Below are 17,637 nucleotides of genomic sequence, written 5' to 3' on the forward strand. Positions count from 1 at the left end.
AAAAGAGTAAAACCTGTTGTGAAAGGATTTTTTAGCTTTCCAATTCTAAGGAGACGTTTTCCCATTCTAACATACTATCTTCCAGTTTTTTCTTACAACCATTGTACTTGTCGAAAAAATCAGTTTTAGCTATAGTTTCATCGTAATTCATAAGAAGTTCCTGATCATAATCTGCTATTTGCTGCTCTAACTTTGAAATTTCTTTTTCTAAAGCACTTAATTTATTCTTTAGGGATTTAATCTTTTTTTGCCGCTTATAATCCAATGCCCCAGAATCTGTTTTAACTTTTTCGGGAATTGATTCCTCTTTTTTCTCTATAGCTCTGAAGTCTTCTACGTTACGTTGTTCAAGATAATAATCTATATCTCCTAGGTACTGTTTTATATTACCGTCTTTGAATTCATAGACCGTATCCGTTAAACCTTGAAGAAAATCTCTATCGTGAGAAACCAGTATCAATGTACCCTCAAACTGCTGCAAGGCTTGTTTAAGTACATTTTTTGATTTAATGTCTAAATGGTTGGTAGGCTCATCCATAACCAGAACATTAAAAGGCTGTAGCAAAAGCTTGGCCAAAGCCAATCTGTTTCTTTCTCCTCCAGATAGTACCTTAACTTGCTTTTCCACATCGTCTCCACCAAACAAAAAAGACCCCAGTATATCTCTAACCTTTGCTCTATTTGATTCATTGGCGGCATCTATCATGGTATCTAAAATGGTCTTATTACCATCTAGATATTCTGCCTGGTTTTGCGCAAAATAACCCAGTTCTACATTATGCCCCAATTTTAGGTTTCCGGTATAATCTAACTCGTCTACTATAATTTTAGCCAAGGTTGTTTTACCCTGACCGTTTTGACCCACAAAGGCCACCTTACTCCCACGCTCTACCATTAAATCTACCCGTTCTAGTACTTTTTTAGCACCATAACTTTTCCCTAGTTGGGTTATTTCCAAAACCACCTTTCCTGGTTGCTTAGAAATGGGAAATCTTAGGTTCATTACGCTATTATCGTCTTGATCTACTTCTATACGTTCAATCTTGTCCAATTTTTTAATCAAAGATTGCGCCATAGAGGCCTTACTAGACTTGGCCCTGAACTTTTCTATTAAACGCTCTGCCTGTTGTATCTCTCGCTCTTGATTCTTTTGGGCATTTAGCTGTTGTTCTTTAATTTCTGAACGCAAGGTTAAGTATTGCGTATAGGGCTTGTTAAAATCATAAATTCTACCCAGGGAAATTTCTATGGTCCTGTTGGTTACGTTATCCAAAAACATTTTATCGTGAGAGACAATTACTACCGCACCAACATAGTTTTTTAAAAAACTTTCTAACCAAAGAATAGATTCTATGTCCAAATGGTTGGTAGGCTCATCTAAAAGCAAAATATCGTTGTTTTGAAGTAGAAGTTTTGCTAATTCTATTCGCATACGCCATCCCCCAGAAAAAGTTTCGGTTTGCTTTTCAAAATCCTCTCTCTTAAAGCCAAGTCCTTGTAAAACCTTCTCTGTATCTCCTTGGTAATTATACCCGCCTAAAATTTCATATCTGTGGGTATAATCATTTAGATCTATCATTAACTGGTTGTACCCTTCACTTTCGTAATCTGTACGCTCTGCCAATTGCGTATTTATAGATTCTAGCTTTTGCTCAACCAACTTTATTTCTTCAAACGCTTGGTAAGATTCTTCTAAAACCGTTCTACCCTGTTCAAAGTCTATATCTTGTTTTAAAAACCCAATTTTTATCTCTTTATCCGTAGCAATAGTACCCTCGTCCAAAGGCATCTCTTTTGCTAACAGTTTTAACATGGTAGATTTACCAGCTCCGTTTTTCCCAATTAACCCCACCTTGTCGCCAGGACTAAGTTTAAAGGTTATTTCATTAAATAAATATTCGCCGCCAAAAGAAACGGATAGGTTGTGTACGTTAAGCATGTTTTGTGATAAATGTTACAATCTTTGGATATTAGATTTTTTATCTTTGATTCAAAGAAATGCAAATGTTAAAAAAAGGCACTAAAATCTACAGCATTTTAACAGGAAGTTGCCCAAAATGCCACAATGAAAGCATGTACGAAAACAAAAATCCATACGCTTTGGGCGATTTGTTCAAAATGCATGAACGTTGTTCTCATTGTAATACCAAATATAAAATAGAGCCCTCCTTTTTTTATGGCGCTATGTATGTAAGTTATGCCGTTGGCGTTGCTTTTGCCGTAGCTGCATTTGTAGTTAGTAATTTATTTTTCGGCGCCAACCTAATTAACACCTTTATTAGCATTATTGCAACCTTGGTAGTTTTTATGCCCATAATTATGAGGTTGTCTAGAAACATTTGGATTAACTTTTTTATCTCATACGACCCAAGTTCTGCCAAGCAAAAAAACAACAATCAAGTAACGGCCTAGTTCACAAAATACTTCTTAGAAAAACGAGCAATATCTATTTCTGGATTCAAACTTGATTGTTTATAGATGAGATCAAATAATTGCTGCGATGCGTAGGGAGCCAATAATACACCCCTAGACCCAAAACCATTCAAAACATACATATTATTAAACTTGGGATGGCTACCAACCAAAGGCCTACGATCGGTAACCGTAGGGCGAATTCCTGCTACATGGTCTACTACTTCAAATTCTGAAGTTAAAAACATACGCAACTTGGTGATTAATTCTTCCTTTGCCGCTTCTGTAGGCGCATTTGTTTTATCTTTCCATTTATAGGTGGCACCAACCCGGTAATAATCCCCACCCAAGGGAATAATAAAACATGAGGATTTTATGACTGACTCTTCTTTCAAATTAGGCGCTTTAATAGTTAACAATTCGCCTTTAGTTCCATTTAAGGGCAAATAATTGAAAAAAGGATTCTTTTTTAGTCCAAATCCTTCTGCAAAGATTATCTTTTTATAGTTAGTTCCCTTAAATTCAAATGCATCTGCTTTTATCTGGAGCGCATTATAATCAAAAGTAGCTCTTGATATACAATTTAAATCTTCTAAATAACTAGTATACGCTTGTTGCAAGTTAGCCGTATCAATCTTTCCTGTTTTTAAAACCTCCCCAAATCCCTTATCTGCAGCAATACCTTCATTTCTATTTTTATGAATTTGATTATTTAAGAGTTGTTTTAATCTTGGTCTATCTGCAGCCTCGAACCACAAATTCTGTTCTTCAATACTAGCAAATCTTCTAAGTACTTTTAGTTTATCATCTATAGCAATGTTAAGCTTTTCTTCTATAGCTTGATAAAATGGAACAGCTTGTGCTAATTGAGTGTCTGCATTCCATGCCAAGGTAAACCGTTTAAGTATAACTGGATTGTACAAACCACCGGCTACTTTGGAGGAGGTTTGAGAACCATTTTCGTATACGTCAAAAGTTTTACCTTCAGCTAACAAACGCTCGCACATGGCAATACCTGCCAATCCTAAACCTACCAACAACACATCTTTCATAGCTGCAAATTTACAGTAGCTACGATTAGAAAAAGAAAAACGCCTTGGTAAAATTACCAAGGCGTTCTGTTTTGTTGAATTGGAAATATCTATGGACTAGTATGCCCACATATCCTGTTCCCTATCTCGGATAGTCTCCTTGATTCTGTTAGCTTCTAACAGTTGAAACAGTGCATTGTCAAAAACGTAATCATCAATCTCACGGTCTCCATGTACGTTGTCTTCCTTATAAATAACCCCATTAAACCTTCTTGCGTTTAGCAACATATCAAAAGATATAGGTTGTGCAGAGTTCCTATTATTAAAGACCTTGGCTTTGTGTAAGATTTGTCTAGCACTTGGATACCAAACCCAGAACAATTCTACTTTGTTCTCATTTGGGTCTACAGACTCATCGTCCACGAAGTTAACGTCTGGAGCAACAGGAGCTATACCCAATAAACGGTATTTTAGCTCGCCCTGGCGCTTATCAAAGTACCAGATTCCTTTTATACGATACTCCTCAATATCTGCAGCGTCTAGTTCTCTCCTGTTGATGTACTCTTGAGAAACTTCCTCACCAGCATTTAATTGTTCGTAACCGTAATCTGTTGTATCTACTTTCTTTAAAGTTGCTTCTAGATCTCCTAGACCGTCTAACTTTTCAGTAAAGTAAGAATCCGCATAAATATCTGTTAACTTACCATTTTTAATGTTCTTGATTAGAACATGGTATAAAGACCTTCTGTCTGACCCAATACCTACGGTATCTGTTGGGTAATACAAAGGAAAGTTAACACGCTCATCTAAATCTATAACCTCCCATACTGTTTTGGACCAAAGGATATCCCTATCATCCACATAACCATATTCCAAAGGCTCATCATTGTCTTGAGCAATCTGCTCCTCGGTCTTCTTACCTATTTCTTCTGGTTTTTTGGCATTTAATATGTTTGCCTGTGCCATCATTGAAACCGGTAATAAACCAACCGCAGCGATTAATAAAACATTTTTCCAATTCATTTTACTCTTATCTTTAGTTTGTCAATTCTACAACAACAGGAGATACTTTCTTAAGCTTATAGCTCTTGTTATTGCTAATGTATGCTTGGATATCAAAAATTTGTACTGCATCTCCTCTTCCTGCTCTTTTTAGTGCAGACTTGGCTTTAGCGTTTAATTTGTTACCACTTACAACAACAGTTGGTTGTCCAGGAACTTTAAATTTAAATCCACTTACAGCTAATTTTAAATCGAAATCAAAGTCTTCTAACATAGCGCTTACCGTAGAGATCTCTAAGTTTCTTCTTGGCATTTTTGCGCTACCAGCCTCACCACGGATTGTTCCGCTAGGCCTTGGAATATCTTTGATACGGAATGTAGCAGGAGTACTAATCCTTTGTCCGTCTGGCAATACACCAGAGGCACTAATTGTAACCTCTCTACCAGTACCTGGGTTCATGACATATCTACTACCGCTCACTTTTCTTAATCCAGGTGCAGAAGCACTTACTTTGTTATCTGGAATACCTGGTATAGAAATGGTCATTGGGTTAGCAACACCACGGTACACAACATTCATCTTATCTGCTGCAATTACGGCTGCATTAGGCTTAGAAATAGTTGCAAACGTATTGTTTACAGGAACTTCAATCTCTTTACCGTCTTGCATAAAGTAAAGCATACCTTCTATAGTGTGGTCACCAGCACCACCAGCACCGATTAACATTTTTACACCCCCAGCTTCTAATTTGTAATCTTTATCAGCTACTAATTTTCTACCGTCTAAAGTTAACTCTGCACGTACAGGTGTAGATGTTTTGTCTGTCTTAGAGATAATGATTTTACCATCATACTTTTCTCCGCTATAGAAAGCAGATTTAGAAGCAGACAATGAAGTTGCAAAATTCTTTAAAGAAACAGCTTCAGTAAGGTTACCTTCTAAAAGACCTTTTAATACATCTTGCTCAGTAGACTTAATGTCTGACTGCATTGCAGTAAGTTTAGTTAAAGAAACTACCATAGGTACTCTCTCATAGTGATAGTTTAACCAATCTTCTTTGGTACCATCGCTTTTTTCTACTTTACCATTAGCGTCTCCTGTAGCAAAACGTGCATTAACAGACTCTTTGATATCCTTCATGCTTTCTGGTAACACTTTACCCACTTCCGTACGGTAACGGTTAACCCAGTTTAAGAACTTTTGACCTTCTTCGGTAACTTTATCACCTCCAAAGAATTTTTGATCAAGAAAATCGGACTTATCCATTTTCTCATAGTCCTTTTTATCTTCGTAACCTTCTAACATTTCTCCTTTTAAGCTTTCTATATAGCTATAGAACTCATTGGATAATTCTGTTACTTGGGTTGCCTTTTGGTATAAAGGAGCATACTCTTCTTCGTTTTCAGAAGCTTTAGTTGCTAAACCATCTAAGTAGGCTACGTTGTTTTCACTGGCTTTTACGTTTGATGCTTCGAACTTCTCATTCATTACACCAAATGCGGCCAATACTTCTTTTCCTATGTTTAACGCCAACATCGCGATGAAGATCAAATACATAAGGTTGATCATCTTCTGACGTGGGCTAGCTTTTCCTCCTGCCATGTTTTCTAATTAGTTTTAATTAATAATTTGGGGTTAATAATTGGTAACTAATTAGTTCTTTGACATTGCGGACAACATACCACCATATACACCATTCAAAGAAGATAGGTTTGTGGCCAAAGATTCCATTTGATCTTTTAAAGCACCAGCGTTTTGCACTACTTCTTCGTTAATTGAAGCTTGGCGACTAGCACTTTCTAATTGTACTTTGTAAAGACTATTTAAAGATTCCATTTGGGCAGCAGCATGAGACAACTCTTCTGAGTACTTTTTAGTGTGCTGTATTGCATCTGTAGTAGGTGCAATGTTCTTAGCGGCACCTTCAAAGCTCTTGATGCTTTCTCCTAGGCTACTAAATAATTGCGAATCTATATTTGCTTCTTTAAGCATCTCATCTAATTTCTTAGAAAGAATACCTTCTGATTCTTTTGCTTCTGCAGCTTCTCTTTTTTGAGATTTCTTAGTTTCGCCACCAGCTAATTCTGGGTAAACTAAAGACCAATCTAATTCTTCTTCTACTGGCTCAAACGCAGCGATAGCAAAAATTAATGCTTCTGTGATAAGACCAATAGCTAGTAATAAACCACCTGTTAAAGGACCGAACTCCCAGTGAAGAATCTTAAATAATGCACCAATAATTACTACCGATGCTCCAAGCCCGTAGGCCATGTTAAACAGCTTTTTTGTTGATTTTGACTGTGCCATAATGATAATTAAATTAAGTTATATAAATAAAGAATTTGGTTACAAGTTTAAATTAGTGTTCTCGTAAACTTTTTCTTGTTTATAGTCCGTTGTTTCCTTTGGTAGAATCTTCTTCTCCCATATAATCCTGTACGGTTCTAAAGCCTATGTAACTACGTGCAGAATCTTGATACTCATAATCTCTAGTACTTACTTGCAAGAAGTAGGCTACGTCTTTCCAAGAGCCACCACGAATTACTTTTCTTTTGTTTTGCCCAGAACCAGCATTTGGGTTCATGGTAGAAACGTACTCGTAAGCACCTGGATCATAGCTAGAGTTGGTCCACTCAGACACGTTACCGGCCATATTATAAAGGTTGTAGTCGTTTGGCTCATAAGATTTAGCCTCTACCGTATATAATGCTGCATCCGCTGCATAATCTCCACGTTGTGGCTTAAAGTTTGCCATAAAACAACCTGTATCACTAATTACGTAAGGACCACCCCATGGATACGTACCGCCTTCGATACCGCCCCTTGCTGCATACTCCCATTCCGCTTCGGTTGGCAATCTAAATTGATTCACAAACTGCTTACCTCTACTCTTCTGGTCATCATTTTTGAACTTGGTTCTCCAATGACAGAATGCTTTAGCTTGTTGCCAGTTAACACCTACTACAGGATAATCACTGTACGCATCGTGCCAAAAATAATCGTTATGCATTGGTTCATTGTAAGAGTACTCAAAGTCTCTAATCCAAACCGTTGTATCCGGATAAATATTCAACTCTTCTTTTTTGATGAAATCGCTACGTTTTCCGCTTTTAGATCTTGCAGCCGCTTCAATATCCATCCAGTTGTACTTATACTTTAACTGTTTAACATCTAAAGAACGCTGACCGTTATAAGTTTCTTCTTCAGACAAATAAAGCGAATCCATTATCTCTGCATAGTACTCATCTGGATAGTCGTTGGTATCCCAAATAAGGTCTATATCCTTGTTCAAAGCATACGCCTCATAACCATCACCACCAATAAAATTGTCTAATTTGTATTTTTCCCAAACAGAAAGTTTAGTTGTATCGGCACTGGCAAATGCGTACTCGCCAATAGTACCATCATCTTCTGGACTTAGACCTAGCTCTTCTGCTAAAATAGCAAGTTTAGTTCTTGCTACGGAGTCTTTTACCCACTCTACAAACTGACGGTATTCACTGTTGGTAATTTCAGTATCGTCCATGTAGAAAGACCTTACGGTAACGGTTCTTGTTGGTGCGTTCAACACCTTTGCCTGGTCCTCTTCTGCTTTACCCATTATAAAGGATCCTCTTGGTATTAATTCCATACCATAGGGCTTCTCGGGATACCATTTCTTCCCTTTCACACCAACTAATTCACCTTTTGACCTTGATTTAGAACCACAACTGGTAAGTAAAAAAACAAGCGCTAGAGATGATAACAATAGCTTTCTCATACTTTAGGTTAAATTTTCGATTTAAGATTTATAAACTGCATAACACAATTTCATACTCTCAAAACTTGATTTTGAATATTTTATTGTGCAATTGCAGAATATGTGTCAAAAAATTTTATTGTTCAGTTTAAGCCTTTCTTGAAGGCTTTTAGCCATCTCTCCGGAATCATTTGATTACATGCGTCCAAATAATCCTGTTGAGTGCAAGGTAATAACGCCACGGAATTGGATTTATTATGCTCCATTAAAATAGATGGCACTTCTACCCACCATCTTTCCGTGACATGGCTTTTAAAAAAGATAAGTTCTTCTGCGTCTGTAGGTACGGTAAATTTGGTAAAGTCTTCATTATCAGAACTAGGAGTTTCTAGAATACGAAACGTTAACCCCTCCATGAAATACCATACCATTTGCGCAATTAGGCGATGAGATAAGGTAGAATTTTCCATTTCATAGATACCAAAAACGGACACTTTATCGCTAAGGCCAGCGTAGCGGGCAATTGCGCAAATTTCTTTACCATCAAAACCATTGGGCGAAAAGTTAGCTGTAGCCCCCATTTCTGATGCCCTAACCGATTTCATATCTATGCTTACCAAATGGGCGTTACGCAACACGGGCTCTGCCAGGGTAATATTATGGCTTATTTCTCCCAGTCTATAGGCATCAAAAAATAGACGTTCCATAAGATCCATCTCTTCTTGTGCGTTAAAATAGCTCTGAAACCCTAGATTTGAAAAATTGAATAAGTTATTGGGTTTATCTGTAATGATTTTACTCATGTATGATTCTGATGATATTAGTTCATCATCCATACCAAAATCAAACTTACAATCTACATTGGCAATATTTATCATGTTTTTGATATTATCAAAAGCACGATAAACCGGAAATATTAAATCTTGGGTAGCTCCCAAAATAATAGGAATGATATTTTCCTCTAATAGGCCCGCAACTATTTCACGAACCACGAAATAGGTATCTTCTACACTTTCTCCCTCCTGGATATCTCCTATATCTATGATAGTTCCATTCCAGTTACCCATCATAAGACGGTATATTTCTAACCGGAGACCATCTATATCTAATTTGGCATTCTTTTTTTCAAAGGCGTTTCTAGACTCTAGCACACCAAACAATGCAACAGTAGCATTGGCAAAAACGGGCAAACCTTTCTTTTCGGTATGTTTATGAATATTCTTTCCTAGTGCTTGGGGCGGTAGAAATTCCGTAAATGCCATTACCTTTTCACTTACGGGCACTAAAAAATCAAATGCCATATACCTATTCGTTTATAGTTAATTTATTTCTTACTTGTTTTTCTTGTCTTTTTCTTTGGCGTCTTCTTTTCAATTAATGCTTTTGCCTCTTCCAAATCTATTTTGGAAACATCAACATCTTTAGATAGCTCTACCTTAATTTTGCCTTTGATAACATTATGCCTACCCCATCTGGCCTTTTCTATACGTATGCCCTCTTCTGGCCATTCTTGGATTAGCTTATCTTTTTCTTTTTGAATCTTAGCCTCTATTAATTCTTCAATATCCGCTTTACTCAAGTTATCAAAGTCGTATTTCTTGTTCACATTTATGAACATACCATCCCATTTAATAAAGGGTCCAAACCTACCTACACCTTTGGTCACATCTGTTCCCTTATAGGTGGCAATAGGAGCATCTGCCTTCTGCTTTGCCTTTATTAGCTCTATTGCCCTATCCATATCTACATCAAAAGCACTTTCGCCCTTTTCCAATGAGATAAACTTTTTACCAAACCTTACATAAGGGCCATATCTACCTACGTTGGCTTCTACTTCTTCCCCTTCATATACCCCTAACTTTTTAGGTAGTTGAAAAAGCTCCATTGCTTCTTCAAAGGTTATTGTTGTTAAAGACTGTTCTGGAAGTAAACTAGCAAATTGCGGTTTTTCTTCTTCTTCTGCAGTTCCGATCTGCACCATAGGCCCAAATCTACCCAACCTTACGGATACTTGCCTTCCAGATTCTGGATCTTTACCTAAAATACGCTCACCACTGGCACGCTCCGCGTTCTCTTCTACGTCTTCTACCGTAGGATGAAAATCTTCATAAAAAGCCTTCATTACTTTTTTCCAATCTTCTTCACCTGCAGCAATTTCATCAAAGTCTTCTTCTAACTGTGCAGTAAAGTTGTAATCTAATATTTTAGAAAAATTGGTAACTAAAAAGTCATTCACAATCATTCCTATATCCGTAGGCACCAACTTACCTTTATCAGACCCGACGGTTTCCGTTAACTCCTTGGCAGTAACTTTTCCATTTTCTAATACCAATTGCGTATAGTTACGTTCCGCACCTTCTACCGTACCTTTTTCTACGTAACCCCTGTTTTGTATGGTAGAGATAGTTGGCGCGTAAGTAGATGGCCTACCAATACCTAATTGTTCTAATTTTTTAACCAAGGACGCCTCCGTGTACCTGTAGGGAGGCCTAGTAAAGCGTTCCGTTGCAGAGATGTATGTGTTATTTAAAACCTCATTCACCTTCATGGCCGGCAACATCCCTTCTTGCTCTTCCGCTACATCCTCTTCGTCTACACCTTCTAAATACACTTTTAAAAAGCCGTCAAACTTAACCACCTCGCCATTGGCAGTAAATTCTTCGTCATGGCTACTAGCGGCAATTTTTACATTGGTACGCTCTAACTGTGCATCACTCATTTGCGATGCCAATGTACGTTTCCAAATTAGTTCGTATAATTTTGCCTGATCCCGCTCTAAAGATGGGCTCTGGAGCTTCATATCTGTGGGCCTAATAGCCTCGTGCGCCTCTTGAGCCCCTTTGGCCTTACCTGTATAACTGCGCACCTCGCTATATTTTTCACCGTAATTGGAAACAATTGCATCCTTTGCGGCGTCTAGTGCTTCTTTAGACAAATTTACACTATCGGTTCTCATATAGGTAATAAGACCCGCCTCATACAACCGTTGTGCAACTTGCATGGTACGCCCTACGGAAAAATATAGTTTTCTAGAAGCCTCTTGCTGTAAAGTAGAAGTGGTAAACGGTGCCGCCGGTGATTTTTTGGCCGGCTTGGTGTCTAATTTGGCTACCTTAAAATCCGCACCTATATTATTATTCAAAAAGGCTTGTGCTTCTTCCTTAGAGCCGAAGCTTTTATTTAGTTTTGCATCAAAAGCAACACCTTCTTGTGTTTTAAATTCAGCTTTTATTTTATAAGATGCCTCTGGAGCAAAAGCTTCTATTTCTCTTTCTCTCTCTACAATTAAACGAACAGAAACAGACTGTACCCTACCCGCAGAAAGGCCCGGCTTAATTTTTTTCCAAAGTACCGGAGACAATTGGTAACCCACCAAACGATCCAAAACCCTACGTGCTTGTTGGGCATTAACCAAGTTGTAGTTGATTTCTCTTGGATTTTGAATTGCCCTTTGTATTGCCGATTTTGTAATAGAGTTAAAAACAATTCTTTTTGTCTTTTTTTGCTCTAAACCCAACTCTTCTGCCAAATGCCAAGATATGGCTTCTCCCTCGCGATCCTCATCACTTGCAAGCCATATAATCTCTGCCTTTTTAGCCAAATCTTTCAATTTCTTAACAAGAGCTTTCTTGTCCTTATCCACCACATATTTTGGGGTAAAATCTTTATCAACATCTACTCCCAATTCTTTAGAGGGCAAATCGGCAATATGCCCAAAACTGGATTCTACTTGATAATCTTTCCCTAAAAATTTCTCTATGGTCTTCGCCTTGGCGGGGGACTCTACTATTACTAAATTCTTTGGCATTAACGTGGGTTTGTTGCAACAAAAGTATATGAATTTTTTGATTTGACCCTTACCCTAGCGCCTATCCAAAAAATATCCTGCGGTAAGCGGGATAGAAAAATAGTTTTAAAATCTTGTTTTAGTTTAGCCTAAACTCGCTCAATAATTTTATATTGTTAGCTGTATAGGTATATTGATACAACACCCCATCACCTACCATTAAAAGCTGCTCTTCTAAAGGGATAACATCAAAAGTAACTATGTCTTTGAAATGATTTAATTGCGGCAGATCGGGCACCCTAGAGGTATCATATACTTTTAATCCAGACGCACCATCACAAATAAATAGCTGATTTCCCTTTATTCCTAAGCCATAGGGTTCATCCATAGGGTACATTACTTTTAATTCTGGGGCTTCTATATTGGCTAGGTCTACAATGTAGAGCCCACTTTCTGTTGCACCGCAAAAATTTCCTCCTCTTAAGGTAACATAGGCATAGTTATCATCAACCACAACAGGGTCACAAGCCGTACCATGTCTAAACTCTGAAACATAACTAGGCATAGCAGGATCATTAAGATTATAAATGAACATGCCTTGCATACTACCTAGGTACAAGTAATCTCCTTTGTTAAAAATGGTTTCTATATCAAACCCAGCATAAATTGGATTCAATTTTTCCGGAGCATTTAAATTAGAAATATTAAAAACGTTGATATTATGACTGTCTACAGCATATAGATATTCATCTACAATCTTAAAACGAGCCAAAGAACCGCCTTGACCAGTATTGCCACCAGATTGGTTAGCAATAGCATCTGCTTCCAAAAAGATATCCGGACCTCCAACCTCTTCTATCTTTCTACGCTCTATTTTAGTTTCCCAACCTATGATATACTGATTTTCGTAATCTACCTGTGCATACTCATAAATTTCCGCGATAGGCCAAACCACATTGTTCGGCAAGGCATTCTCTAACCGATTAACTTCTTTAATCTCATCACTATTGGAAATATCCAGAACTACCAGGTCTACCACACTGTCTGCATAGAGAAAATTGTCTTTTACCGAAATATCTACATTGCCAGGAATTGTAATGAAACCAATTTTAGACGGGTTTTCTGGATTGGAATTATCAATAATATGCACACCTTTGTATTTTTCGTTAATAAAAATATAGTCGTTGTAAGCATAAATCTTACCAGACGTTTCCGTAGGTATAGGTGCTGTAACGGTAACACTTGCACGTAATTCCGCTTTGTTAACTAACAACGGAGTTGCAACAATATAATCTGCGTATTCACTTTCATCATCATCGTTACAACTAATAAAAAGGGTACTATTAATAAGTACTAGCAAAAACAAGAATCTTTTCATGGCAATGGTTTTTAATTTATTGACTGTTTGCCAATTAGATGAAGTAGCCACAAAAAAGTTGCGTGCGCACTGCATAAATAGCAACACGCACGCACTTCTAAATATATTCTAATTAGTTTAAGAGTTACTTATAAAACCAGATCCCGTTTCAGCACCTTGCTCTGTAAACCCTAAACTATCTTTATACACATAATACATAGGAATCTTTGCGAACATAGCCGTAAAGTACACTCCCACTATACACAATATTAAACCTAAATTGGCTAGAAAACCACATACTAGAATTAGACCAAAAATGGTTAACCAGTTCTTATTACCCAGCGCAAAACTTGCCGATACTATTTCTTTTGCACTAAGCTCTTGATTAAAGGCCATAAATACCGGAAACAAAGACACAGGCACCATTACATAGAACATACCCAGACCACACGCCAACATTCCCAAGATACTTAATCCTAAGCCATACAAACCTAGTACAAAGGATTTTTGAAGATGTGGTTTTTTAAAATATTTAAAGTATTGCTCCGCACCCATTTCATCTAGGTCTTTTCGCTTACAGATGTCATAAAAAGAGGCCATTAAACTATTACTTATAGTTAAGACACCTAAGATTAAAATAGGATAAAGCAGAAAAAAAACAATCATCATACCCACAGGTGGTTCTTCTTGCTGAAAAGCTTGGGGATCTGCCATACCCGTAAGCATGAGTGGTACGTAGATTATTAAATAAAATGGCATCATACAAACCATCATCAGCAACAAGGTAACCAGACCTTGTACCCAAACTTTTTTAAATAATTCGGTAGACTTACTAAAGATATCGCCAAAACTAAGTTCTGGACTTCTTGCAATTGCAGCTTTAAGCTGTTCTAAATTCATAATTTTAAGTTATTGGTTGATTGTAAATTTAGAGTATAACGTTAAATAAAATTAAATCGTCTTAAAAATACTGCCAATTTGTCATTAACTTAGATTTAAATGTATCTTTGCAGCCCGCAGAAAGTTAAGGATGATGCAAAACGAAACGGAAAAAATCATAGACGAGAAAGTTCAAGGCACCACATTAAACCTTGATAACAAAAAGGACAATACTCGTAAATTATATATAGAAAGCTATGGCTGCCAGATGAATTTCTCGGATAGCGAAATTGTAGCTTCCATTTTAGCCAAAGAAGGCTTTAACACTACGCAAGAATTAGCGGAAGCCGACTTGGTATTGGTAAATACATGTTCTATTAGAGAAAAAGCAGAACAGACCGTACGCAAACGGCTAGAAAAATTTAATGCCGTTAAACGGGTTAACCCTGGAATGAAGGTTGGTGTTCTAGGCTGCATGGCAGAACGCCTAAAAAGCAAGTTCTTAGAAGAAGAAAAAATCGTAGACATGGTGGTAGGCCCAGACGCCTACAAAGACCTTCCCAACTTAATACAAGAGATAGATGAAGGAAGAAACGCGGTAAACGTAATCTTGTCCAAGGACGAAACCTATGGCGATGTTGCCCCTGTGCGCCTAAACTCTAATGGCGTTACCGCTTTTGTTTCTATTACTAGAGGTTGCGACAATATGTGCACTTTCTGTGTAGTACCGTTTACCAGAGGCAGGGAACGTAGCCGTAACCCACAATCTATATTAGAAGAAGTAAACGACCTTTGGAACAAGGGCTTTAAGGAAATTACCTTACTTGGTCAAAATGTGGATAGTTATCTGTGGTATGGTGGCGGCCTAAAAAAAGATTTTGAAAAGGCTACGGACATGCAAAAAGCCACCTCTGTAAACTTTGCCAAATTATTGGAAATGGTAGCCACGGCGCAACCAAAAATGCGTATTCGCTTTTCTACGTCCAACCCACAAGACATGACCCTGGATGTTATAGACACCATGGCCAAATTTGAGAACATCTGCAAATACATACACTTACCGGTACAAAGTGGTAGCGATAGAATTTTAAAAGAAATGAATCGCTTGCATACCAGACAGGAATATTTTACCCTCATAGATAATATTAAGGCTAGAATTCCAGATTGTGCCATAAGCCAAGATATGATTACGGGTTTCCCTACAGAAACCGAAGAAGACCACCAAGACACCCTATCCTTAATGGAGTATGTTAAGTACGATTTTGGTTTTATGTTTGCATATTCTGAAAGACCAGGCACACTTGCCGCAAGAAAACTAGAAGACGACATTCCTGAGGATATAAAGAAACGTAGGCTTACAGAAATAATTAACCTTCAACAAGAACATGCCCTTTATAGAACCCAACAACACGTAGGCAAAGTTGAAGAGGTACTTATTGAGGGTACTAGTAAAAAATCTGATGCACATTGGATGGGTAGAAATTCGCAAAATACCGTTGTAGTTTTTCCGAAAGAAAATTATAAGGTGGGCGACTTTGTAAACGTAAAAATAAACGATTGTACTTCTGCCACTTTATTAGGAGAAGCAGTAGAACTATCTAAAAACAACTAAGAATTGGAATCTGTACAAGCCATAAAACAACGCTTTGAACTTATTGGTAATGACCAAAAGTTTAACCGAGCCCTAGAAAAGGCCATGCAGGTAGCCCCTACGGACATATCCGTATTGGTTACTGGTGAAAGTGGTGTTGGTAAAGAATCTATTCCTAAAATAATACACTCCTTAAGCCACAGAAAACATGCAAAATATATAGCGGTAAACTGTGGCGCCATACCAGAAGGCACTATAGACAGTGAACTTTTTGGCCATGAAAAAGGAGCTTTTACAGGCGCTACACAAACACGTAGCGGCTATTTTGAAGTAGCAGATGGCGGTACTATTTTTTTGGATGAAGTAGGAGAATTGCCCCTTACCACTCAAGTTCGCCTATTACGCGTGTTGGAAAATGGTGAGTTTTTAAAAGTAGGTTCTTCTCAAGTTCAAAAAACAGATGTGCGCATTGTAGCGGCAACCAACGTTAACATGTTCGATGCCATTAAAAAAGAGAAATTTAGAGAAGACTTATACTATCGTTTAAGTACAGTAGAAATTGGGATACCCCCTTTAAGAGACCGCCAAGGCGATATTCACCTATTATTTAGAAAATTTGCTTCAGATTTTGGCCAAAAATACAAGATGCCAACTATAAGGTTAACAGATGAAGCAATACAACTATTGCAACGCTACCGCTGGCCCGGTAACATTAGGCAGCTAAGAAATATAGCGGAACAAATTTCGGTATTAGAAGAAAACAGAGAAGTTTCTGCAGCAACTCTAGGTTCTTACCTGCCAGATATGAGCGGCGGCAATTTGCCTGCATTGGTAAACCAACAAAAGAAAGAAAGCGATTTTAGTACGGAACGTGAAATCTTATATAAGGTTTTATTTGATATGAAAAGTGACCTGAACGACTTAAAAAAGTTGACCTTGGAGCTAATGAAGGAAAACGATTCCGAAAAAGTTCAGGAAGAAAACGAAAAGCTTATCCGAAAAATATACGGTAATGAAACCGAAAATTACGATACCGAAGAACACATAACCGAGGTATTACATTTACCAGAGCCTTTTGAGGAAGAGCATAATACTGTTACGCCAACAAAACCAACAATACCTACTGGGGAAGATAGGTATCATTTTGCAGAAGAAATTGAAGAAGAAGAAACGCTTTCCCTACAGGACAAAGAGATAGAATTAATTAAAAAATCTCTTGAGCGCAATAATGGCAAACGAAAAGCCGCGGCGGCTGAGCTAGGTATTTCTGAACGCACCTTGTACCGTAAAATAAAACAATACGACTTGTAATGAAACAATTTAAAGTTTTTACTTTTTTATTTAGCATAACCACACTTTTTTTGTTTCAAGGATGTGGGTTTTATAATTTTTCAGGAGCCAGTACGGGTACTGCAGAGAGTGTTCAAGTAAATTTTTTTCAGAATTACGCGGATCAAACCCCAGGGTCAACAATTGAGCCAGGATTGGATAATGATTTTACCAATGCATTACAAGACCTGATCACCAATTTAACCAGTTTAAATTTAACCGGCAGCAATGGCGATTTGTTATATGAAGGCGAAATTGTAGAGTACCGTGTTTCACCAATGTCTGCAACCGCCAACCAGACAGCCGCACAAAACAGGCTAACCATTAGTGTTAATGTTCGGTTTTACAATAAGACCAAAGAAGATTCGGATTTTGAAAGACGCTTTTCTTTCTTTTATGATTACCCAGGCACCTCTTTACTACAAAATGTAAAGACCGAAGCCCATGAAGTAATTTTTGAACGAATAACACAAGATATTTTTAACGCATCACTTGCAGACTGGTAATAG

General features: G+C 37.6%; 14 protein-coding genes. 4 read left to right on the forward strand and 10 right to left on the reverse strand.

Translation table 11 applies throughout. The annotated features are described in order from the left end of the window. Positions 1 to 31 precede the first annotated feature (31 nt). On the reverse strand, positions 32 to 1,939 hold the full coding sequence (locus BUL40_RS10110; RefSeq protein WP_080319166.1) for an ABC-F family ATP-binding cassette domain-containing protein: 1,908 nt from the start codon (positions 1,937 to 1,939) through the stop codon (positions 32 to 34). A gap of 65 nt (positions 1,940 to 2,004) precedes the next feature. Here BUL40_RS10110 and BUL40_RS10115 point away from each other — a divergent pair, with 65 nt between their 5' ends. Then, positions 2,005 to 2,412: a DUF983 domain-containing protein gene (locus tag BUL40_RS10115; protein ID WP_080319280.1), complete on the forward strand. Its 408-nt coding sequence runs from the start codon at positions 2,005 to 2,007 to the stop codon at positions 2,410 to 2,412. Here BUL40_RS10115 and BUL40_RS10120 read toward each other — a convergent pair. From BUL40_RS10120 to BUL40_RS10160, 9 genes are all read right to left on the reverse strand, one after another. Next, on the reverse strand, positions 2,409 to 3,464 hold the full coding sequence (locus tag BUL40_RS10120; protein WP_176465471.1) for an NAD(P)/FAD-dependent oxidoreductase: 1,056 nt from the start codon (positions 3,462 to 3,464) through the stop codon (positions 2,409 to 2,411). The genes BUL40_RS10115 and BUL40_RS10120 overlap by 4 nt on opposite strands. A 96-nt stretch (positions 3,465 to 3,560) precedes the next feature. Continuing rightward, positions 3,561 to 4,466 carry a type IX secretion system ring subunit PorN/GldN gene (porN, locus tag BUL40_RS10125; RefSeq protein ID WP_010518285.1) on the reverse strand — a complete coding sequence of 302 codons (906 nt, stop codon included), beginning with the start codon at positions 4,464 to 4,466 and terminating at the stop codon, positions 3,561 to 3,563. A 13-nt stretch (positions 4,467 to 4,479) separates the two neighbouring features. After that, entirely contained in the window at positions 4,480 to 6,048 is a 1,569-nt protein-coding gene (gene porM / locus BUL40_RS10130) for a type IX secretion system motor protein PorM/GldM (protein ID WP_080319168.1), read from the reverse strand. Between the two features lie 51 nt (positions 6,049 to 6,099). Beyond that, on the reverse strand, positions 6,100 to 6,753 hold the full coding sequence (porL, locus tag BUL40_RS10135) for a type IX secretion system motor protein PorL/GldL (RefSeq protein WP_010518282.1): 654 nt from the start codon (positions 6,751 to 6,753) through the stop codon (positions 6,100 to 6,102). 79 nt (positions 6,754 to 6,832) lie between these two features. Beyond that, positions 6,833 to 8,206 (reverse strand): T9SS ring complex lipoprotein PorK/GldK, encoded by a 1,374-nt coding sequence (porK, locus tag BUL40_RS10140; protein ID WP_010518280.1) that lies wholly within the window; start codon positions 8,204 to 8,206, stop codon positions 6,833 to 6,835. Positions 8,207 to 8,328: 122 nt separating this feature from the next. Further along, positions 8,329 to 9,486 (reverse strand): formimidoylglutamase, encoded by a 1,158-nt coding sequence (locus BUL40_RS10145; RefSeq protein WP_010518279.1) that lies wholly within the window; start codon positions 9,484 to 9,486, stop codon positions 8,329 to 8,331. Between the two features lie 23 nt (positions 9,487 to 9,509). Beyond that, complete coding sequence (gene topA / locus BUL40_RS10150; RefSeq protein ID WP_080319169.1) at positions 9,510 to 11,993, reverse strand: type I DNA topoisomerase; 2,484 nt, start codon at positions 11,991 to 11,993, stop codon at positions 9,510 to 9,512. Positions 11,994 to 12,111: 118 nt separating this feature from the next. Next, the gene (locus BUL40_RS10155; protein WP_176465472.1) at positions 12,112 to 13,350 is read right to left on the reverse strand and encodes an LVIVD repeat-containing protein; all 1,239 of its coding nucleotides are present in this window, start codon (positions 13,348 to 13,350) and stop codon (positions 12,112 to 12,114) included. A gap of 117 nt (positions 13,351 to 13,467) precedes the next feature. After that, a complete protein-coding gene (locus BUL40_RS10160) occupies positions 13,468 to 14,229 on the reverse strand; it encodes a hypothetical protein (RefSeq protein WP_080319171.1) in 762 nt (253 codons plus the stop codon). A gap of 130 nt (positions 14,230 to 14,359) precedes the next feature. On the opposite strand from BUL40_RS10160, the gene miaB reads away from it, so the two are divergent. Genes miaB through BUL40_RS10175 form a run of 3 tightly spaced genes read left to right on the forward strand, consistent with a single transcriptional unit; the run spans position 14,360 to position 17,634 of the window. Continuing rightward, positions 14,360 to 15,820 (forward strand): tRNA (N6-isopentenyl adenosine(37)-C2)-methylthiotransferase MiaB, encoded by a 1,461-nt coding sequence (gene miaB / locus BUL40_RS10165; protein ID WP_080319172.1) that lies wholly within the window; start codon positions 14,360 to 14,362, stop codon positions 15,818 to 15,820. A 3-nt stretch (positions 15,821 to 15,823) separates the two neighbouring features. Continuing rightward, a complete protein-coding gene (locus tag BUL40_RS10170; protein WP_080319173.1) occupies positions 15,824 to 17,110 on the forward strand; it encodes a sigma-54 interaction domain-containing protein in 1,287 nt (428 codons plus the stop codon). After that, entirely contained in the window at positions 17,110 to 17,634 is a 525-nt protein-coding gene (locus tag BUL40_RS10175; protein WP_080319174.1) for an LptE family protein, read from the forward strand. The genes BUL40_RS10170 and BUL40_RS10175 overlap by 1 nt, the downstream gene beginning before the upstream one ends. Positions 17,635 to 17,637: the final 3 nt, after the last annotated feature.

Source organism: Croceivirga radicis (assembly GCF_002072105.2).
In the GTDB taxonomy this organism is placed as follows: domain Bacteria; phylum Bacteroidota; class Bacteroidia; order Flavobacteriales; family Flavobacteriaceae; genus Croceivirga; species Croceivirga radicis.